This is a genomic window from Burkholderia sp. Ac-20345 (genome assembly GCF_017104825.1).
Taxonomy (GTDB): domain Bacteria; phylum Pseudomonadota; class Gammaproteobacteria; order Burkholderiales; family Burkholderiaceae; genus Burkholderia; species Burkholderia lata_B.
In genome coordinates, this window is the sequence record NZ_JAAGPO010000351.1 from 1 (window position 1) to 5,517 (window position 5,517).

The 5,517-nt window shown below is 70.2% G+C and carries 6 protein-coding genes; 2 read left to right on the top strand and 4 right to left on the bottom strand.

From position 1 onward, the window contains the following. From G3O06_RS46285 to G3O06_RS46300, 4 genes are all read right to left on the bottom strand, one after another. Positions 1-829, bottom strand: an 829-nt coding sequence (locus G3O06_RS46285) for a ComEC/Rec2 family competence protein (protein ID WP_205820082.1), incomplete at its 3' end; no start/stop codon positions are given. Between the two features lie 57 nt (positions 830-886). Beyond that, entirely contained in the window at positions 887-1,675 is a 789-nt protein-coding gene (locus G3O06_RS46290; RefSeq protein WP_174987336.1) for a TatD family hydrolase, read from the bottom strand. A gap of 67 nt (positions 1,676-1,742) precedes the next feature. Further along, complete coding sequence (gene lolD, locus G3O06_RS46295) at positions 1,743-2,438, bottom strand: lipoprotein-releasing ABC transporter ATP-binding protein LolD (protein ID WP_034185428.1); 696 nt, start codon at positions 2,436-2,438, stop codon at positions 1,743-1,745. Positions 2,439-2,493: 55 nt separating this feature from the next. Beyond that, the gene (locus G3O06_RS46300) at positions 2,494-3,747 is read right to left on the bottom strand and encodes a lipoprotein-releasing ABC transporter permease subunit (protein ID WP_043190315.1); all 1,254 of its coding nucleotides are present in this window, start codon (positions 3,745-3,747) and stop codon (positions 2,494-2,496) included. A gap of 162 nt (positions 3,748-3,909) precedes the next feature. Between G3O06_RS46300 and G3O06_RS46305 the strand changes: the two genes are divergently transcribed. Both G3O06_RS46305 and G3O06_RS46310 read left to right on the top strand, forming a co-directional pair. After that, complete coding sequence (locus G3O06_RS46305) at positions 3,910-4,974, top strand: regulator (protein ID WP_241020589.1); 1,065 nt, start codon at positions 3,910-3,912, stop codon at positions 4,972-4,974. Between the two features lie 14 nt (positions 4,975-4,988). After that, on the top strand, positions 4,989-5,517 hold a 529-nt coding region (locus G3O06_RS46310), incomplete at its 3' end, for a DHH family phosphoesterase (RefSeq protein WP_346779597.1).

Consider the following 5,517-nt stretch of genomic DNA (forward strand, 5'->3'; position numbering starts at 1 on the left):
TCGCGCCGACGAGCCCGACATGCAGGCCGGAGATCGCGACCAGGTGGCTCGTGCCCGTGCTGCGCAGCACGCGCCAGTCGTCGTCGCCGATGCCCGACTGGTCACCGATCGCGAGCGCGGCGACGATGCCGCGATGGCCGGCGTCGCCGCCCAGCGTCTCGCCGATACGCGAGCGCAGCGCGTCGCGCAGCCGATCGATCGACGCACGCCATCCCGTGGCGCGCACATCGAGCAATGCCGCCCGCCGGGGCGCGCTGACATAACCGATCGCGCGAATGCCTGCGGCAAGCCACGCCGCCTCGCTGTCGCGCACGCCGGGATTGGCCTCGGCATGCGGGCGCTTCAGGCGCACGACGAACCGCCAGCGCTGTGCGGCGCGCAGATCGGGAAGCGGATCGCGTGTCGCCGATGCGCCGTAGGCTCGCCACGACAGCCGGATCAACGGCGGAAAACGGGCCAGCCCCGCATCGTTCGACTCGACCGCGAACAGCAGGCGTGCGCCGCTCTCGTCGACCACGGGCAGCCCCCGAATCACGCCGGTGACGACGATGTCGCGCCCTTCCCACTCGACGGGCAGGCTGTCGTCCAGCCGCCATTCGGCCCGCGCGGCCGCGTAGCCGAACCCGACGACGCAGGCCGCGAGCGCGCACAGCATCCATCCGAGTGCAACGGTCGTACGCGTACGCCGGCGACGCACACACCACGCCCCTGGCACGACGCAGCCTGCGAACACGGCCGCACCGATCGTCCATGCGAGCGCACCCGGCAGCGCCGCCTGCCGCTGCAGCACGACCACGCCGAGCGCGAACGCGATCCACCACACGCGCATCGCCCCTCCTCGTCGACCCGGCACCGCCATTGCGAATGCGGCGCCCTCCGACAACGATTATGCGGATGAAAGTGCGAGTCGCGGCAGCGCGGCGAGCGCGTTAGCCGAAGTGCATAGGGACACCGCGCCGGCGTCGAGTCCGCGCAGTTCGGCGAGCACGTCGCCGATACGCGGCACCTGGTCGGGCGTGTTGCGGGATTTGTAGGCCCATTCGGGCGCGATGTCGGGCGCGTCCGTCTCGACGACGAGCGCGTCGAGCGGCAACTCCGTGGCGAGCCGGCGGATCTGCAGCGCGCGCGTGAAAGTCACGTTGCCGCCGAAGCCGAGATGCAGCCCTTGCGCAAGATACGCTTCGGCCTGCTGGAAACTGCCGTTGAATGCATGCGCGATGCCGCGCCGCACGCCCAAACGGCGCAGGCCGGCCAGCACGCGATCCTGCGACTTGCGCACGTGGCACAGCACGGGCAGGTCGAATTCGCGCGCGAGCTTCAACTGCCCCTGGTAGAAGAACTGCTGCCGGTCTTCGTCGAGCCCCGGCACGAAATAGTCGAGACCGATCTCGCCGATCGCGACGAAGCGCGGATCGTCGAGGCTCGCCTCGATCTCCATGCGCAGCAGGTCGAGATCCTCGTCGCGTGCGCGTGGCGTATACATCGGATGGATGCCGAGCGCATAGACCGCGCCCGGCGTGCGTTGCGCGAGCTCGCGCACCGTCGTGAAGTTGTCGCGCCCGACGCTCGGGATCACGATGCGCGACACGCCGGCCGCGCGCGCCGCGTGCGCGACCGCGTCGCGGTCGGCGTCGAACTCGGCGGCATCGAGATGGCAGTGCGTGTCGATCCACATGGCGGCAGTCCTGCGCCCTGGCGCCGCACCGGGACCAACCCGGCAGCAGGCCAAGCGCGTTCGCTTGTTACACCGGCAGCGCCGGCTCCTCGTGCAGCACGCCGTCGCGCAGCCGCATGATGCGGTCGCAGCGCGCGGCGAGATCGGGATCGTGCGTGACGATCACGAAGCTCGTTTCGAGCGTCTCGGACAGTTCGAGCATCAGGTTGAACACCGTATCGGCCGTCGTGCCGTCGAGGTTGCCGGTCGGCTCGTCGGCGAGCACGCACGCGGGCTTCGTGACCAGCGCACGTGCGATCGCGACGCGCTGCCGCTCGCCGCCCGACAGCTCGCCCGGCCGGTGCTTCGCACGCGGGCCGAGACCGACACGCTCGAGCATCGTCTGGGCCTGCTCGCGCGCGTCCTCGGTCGTCATCCGGCGAATCCGCAGCGGCATCGCGACGTTGTCGAGCGCGGTGAACTCGGGCAGCAGGTGATGGAACTGGTAGACGAAGCCGAGCGCGCGGTTGCGCAATTCGTTGCGCTCGCGCTCGGCGAGTTGCGTGAACGGCTTGCCGAGCAGCGACACCTCGCCCGCGCTCGGCTCGTCGAGCCCGCCCAGCACGTGCAGCAGCGTGCTCTTGCCGGAACCCGACGCACCGACGACCGCGAGCTTCTCGCCGCGCCGCACCGTCAGCTCGGTATTGTTGAGCACCTGCACGTTGAAGCCGCCCTGCACGAACGCCTTCGTGATCCCGCGCGCCTGAAGCACGTATTCCTGCATACCTGCCGAATCCTGTTTGTTGTGTTGTCGTGAATCCGCGAATGCGGTCGCGCGATCATTCATAGCGGAGCGCCTCCGCCGGCTTCACCTTCGCGCCGCGCCAGCTCGGATAGAGCGTCGCGACGGCCGACAGCGCGAACGCGATCAGCCCGATCCGGATCACGTCGCTCGCGACGAGTTCGGACGGCAGCTCGCTGATGAAGTACACGGACGGCGGCAGGAACTGCACGCCGAACAGGTGCTCGATCATCGGGATCAGCCACGGGATGCTCCACGCGATCAGGCAGCCGAGCGCGACGCCCGACGCCGTACCGACGAAGCCGATCGTCACGCCCTGCACGACGAAGATCTTCATGATCGACCCCGGCTGCGCGCCGAGCGTGCGCAGGATCGCGATGTCGGCCTGCTTGTTGGTCACCGTCATCACGAGCGACGACACGAGGTTGAACGCGGCCACCGCGATGATCAGCGTGAGGATGATGAACATCATCCGCTTCTCGATCTGCACGGCCGAGAACCACGTCTTGTTCTGCTGGGTCCAGTCGCGGATGTACAGGCTGCCCGACAGGGTATGCGACAGCTCGACCGCCACGTCCGGCGCCTTCTGCATGTCCTTCAGCCGCAGCCGCACGCCGGTCGGCGCGGCCATCCGGAACAGCGCCTCGGCGTCGCGGATGTTGATCATCGCGAGCGTGCTGTCGTATTCGTAGTGCCCGGACTCGAACACGCCGACGACCGTGAACTGCTTCAGCCGCGGCATCATGCCGGCCGGCGTGATCGACCCTTCCGGCGCGACCAGCGTGACCTTGTCGCCGACCGTCACGCCGAGGTTGCCCGCGAGCGCGTCGCCGAGCACGATGCCGAACTGGCCCGGCACCAGCGCGCCGAGCTGGCCCGCCTTCATGTCCTTGCCGATGTCCGACACCTGCGGCTCGAGCGTCGGCTCGACGCCGCGCAGCATCACGCCGCTCACCGCGTCCTGGCGGGTGAGCAGCGCCTGCGCATCGACGTACGGCGCCGCGCCGATCACCGACGGATTGCGGCGCGCTTCCTGCGCGGTCAGTTGCCAGTCGGGCATCGAGCCCGTCGGCGAGAACACCTCGACGTGCGCGAGCACCGACAGCATCCGGTCGCGCACTTCCTTCTGGAAGCCGTTCATCACCGACAGCACGACGATCAGCGCCGCGACGCCGAGCGCGATCCCGAGCATCGACACGAGCGCGATGAAGGAAATGAAGCCGTTACCGGTCGTGCGTTTGCCGGCGCGCGTGTAGCGCCAGCCGATCTGCCATTCGTACGGAAGTTTCAAGCGAATCCTTTCTGCTGGTTACGGCGGGGAGGCGCCCCGCGGCCGAACCGCCGCCCGGTGGCGGCCACCGGCCCGGGCACGGTCGAAAAAAGGCCGCCGGACGCGAACGGGCCGTCAGCCGGCCCGATCACGCGCGCAGTTTGCCATACAATGCGCACCATCATGCACGACCGACGCCTCCATTTTCTCGTTCCGTTCGCGCTGCCGTCGGCGGCCGATGCGGCCTCGTCCCTGCACACGCTGGACAGCCCCGCGCTCGAAAAGTTGCTCGCCCGCGCCAGCCTCTCCGAGCGCGTGGCCGGCGAAGACTTCCAGCGCACGCTGCCGCACGAGCGCTGGCTGGCCCGCCAGTTCGGCGCAACCCAGGGCAACGCCGCGGACGAGGCGCCGCTCGCACCCTACATGCTGCTGGCGGACGGCGGCACCCCCGGCACACACGCGTGGGCCTGCGTCGAGCCCGTCCACGTCGAAATCGCGCACGATCACCTGGTGCTCGTCGATCCGGCGGCCCTCGCGCTCGACGAAGGTGACGCAGCCGCGCTGCTCGCGGTCGCGCGGCCGCTGATCGAGGAACTCGGCGTCCGGCTCGAGGCGCCGAACCCGTCGCGCTGGTACCTGTCGAGCGAGCAGCTCGCCCGGCTCGCCGGCGCTGCACCGCTGCGCGCGAGCGGCCGCAACATCGAAATCTGGCTGCCGCACGAAGCCCATACGGGCGAGCGCTCGCGGATGTGGATGAAGCTGCAGAACGAAGTGCAGATGGCGTGGTTCCAGCACCCGGTCAACGAGGCCCGCGAGGCGCGTGGCCTGCCGGCCGTCAATTCGATCTGGTTCCACGCGCAGGGCACGCTGAAGCCGGTCGGCAAGCCGTTCGCGCGCGTGCTGTCCGCGTCGCCGGCGGCGCTCGGCCTCGCGCGCGCCGCGCAAGCCGACGCCGGTGCGCCGCCGGCCGCGTTCGGCCCGCTGCCCGCCGCCGATGGCGCGACGCTCGTCGAGCTGCCGGCGCTGACCACCCCATTCATCGAGCAGGACTGGGCGCGCTGGCACGACGGACTCGCCGCGCTCGAGCGCGACTGGTTCGCGCCGGCCCTCGCCGCGCTGCGGAACGGCGAGCTCGCGAGCGTCGATTTCACGCTGTGCGGCGACACGAGTTCCGTCACGCTGCACGCGACGCGCGGCGACCTGCGCAAGTTCTGGCGCCGTCGCGCGCTGGCCTCCCTGTTCGAATAACAAGCAGACCCCGTATGACCCGGATCGTTACCCGCCCCGTCGCGCCCGCCGACGCCGAAGTGCTCGCGCGCCACGGCCTGCATCCCGTCCTTGCGCGCCTGTACGCGTCGCGCGGCGTGCAGTCCCCCGCCGACATCGAGACCGCGCTGGCCCGCCTCGTCCCGCCCACCGAGCTGAAAGGCTGCGCCGACGCGGCGGCGCTGCTCGCCGATGCGATCGCCGACAAGCGGCGCCTGCTCGTCGTTGCCGACTACGACTGCGACGGCGCGACCGCCTGCGCGGTCGCGGTGCGCGGCCTGCGGATGTTCGGCGCGCAGATCGACTACCTGGTGCCGAACCGTTTCGAATACGGCTACGGCCTCACGCCCGAGATCGTCGAACTCGCGGCCGCGCGCAAACCGGACCTGCTGATCACCGTCGAAGTCGGGTTCGCCCGCGCTGAGCGAAACGACCGCGTGCCCGGCCGCGCGGCGCGCGGCAACGCGGTCCATGATCCGGTAGGTCGCCGACGGCAGCGCGGTGGCCAGGCGAGCGTTCAGCCGA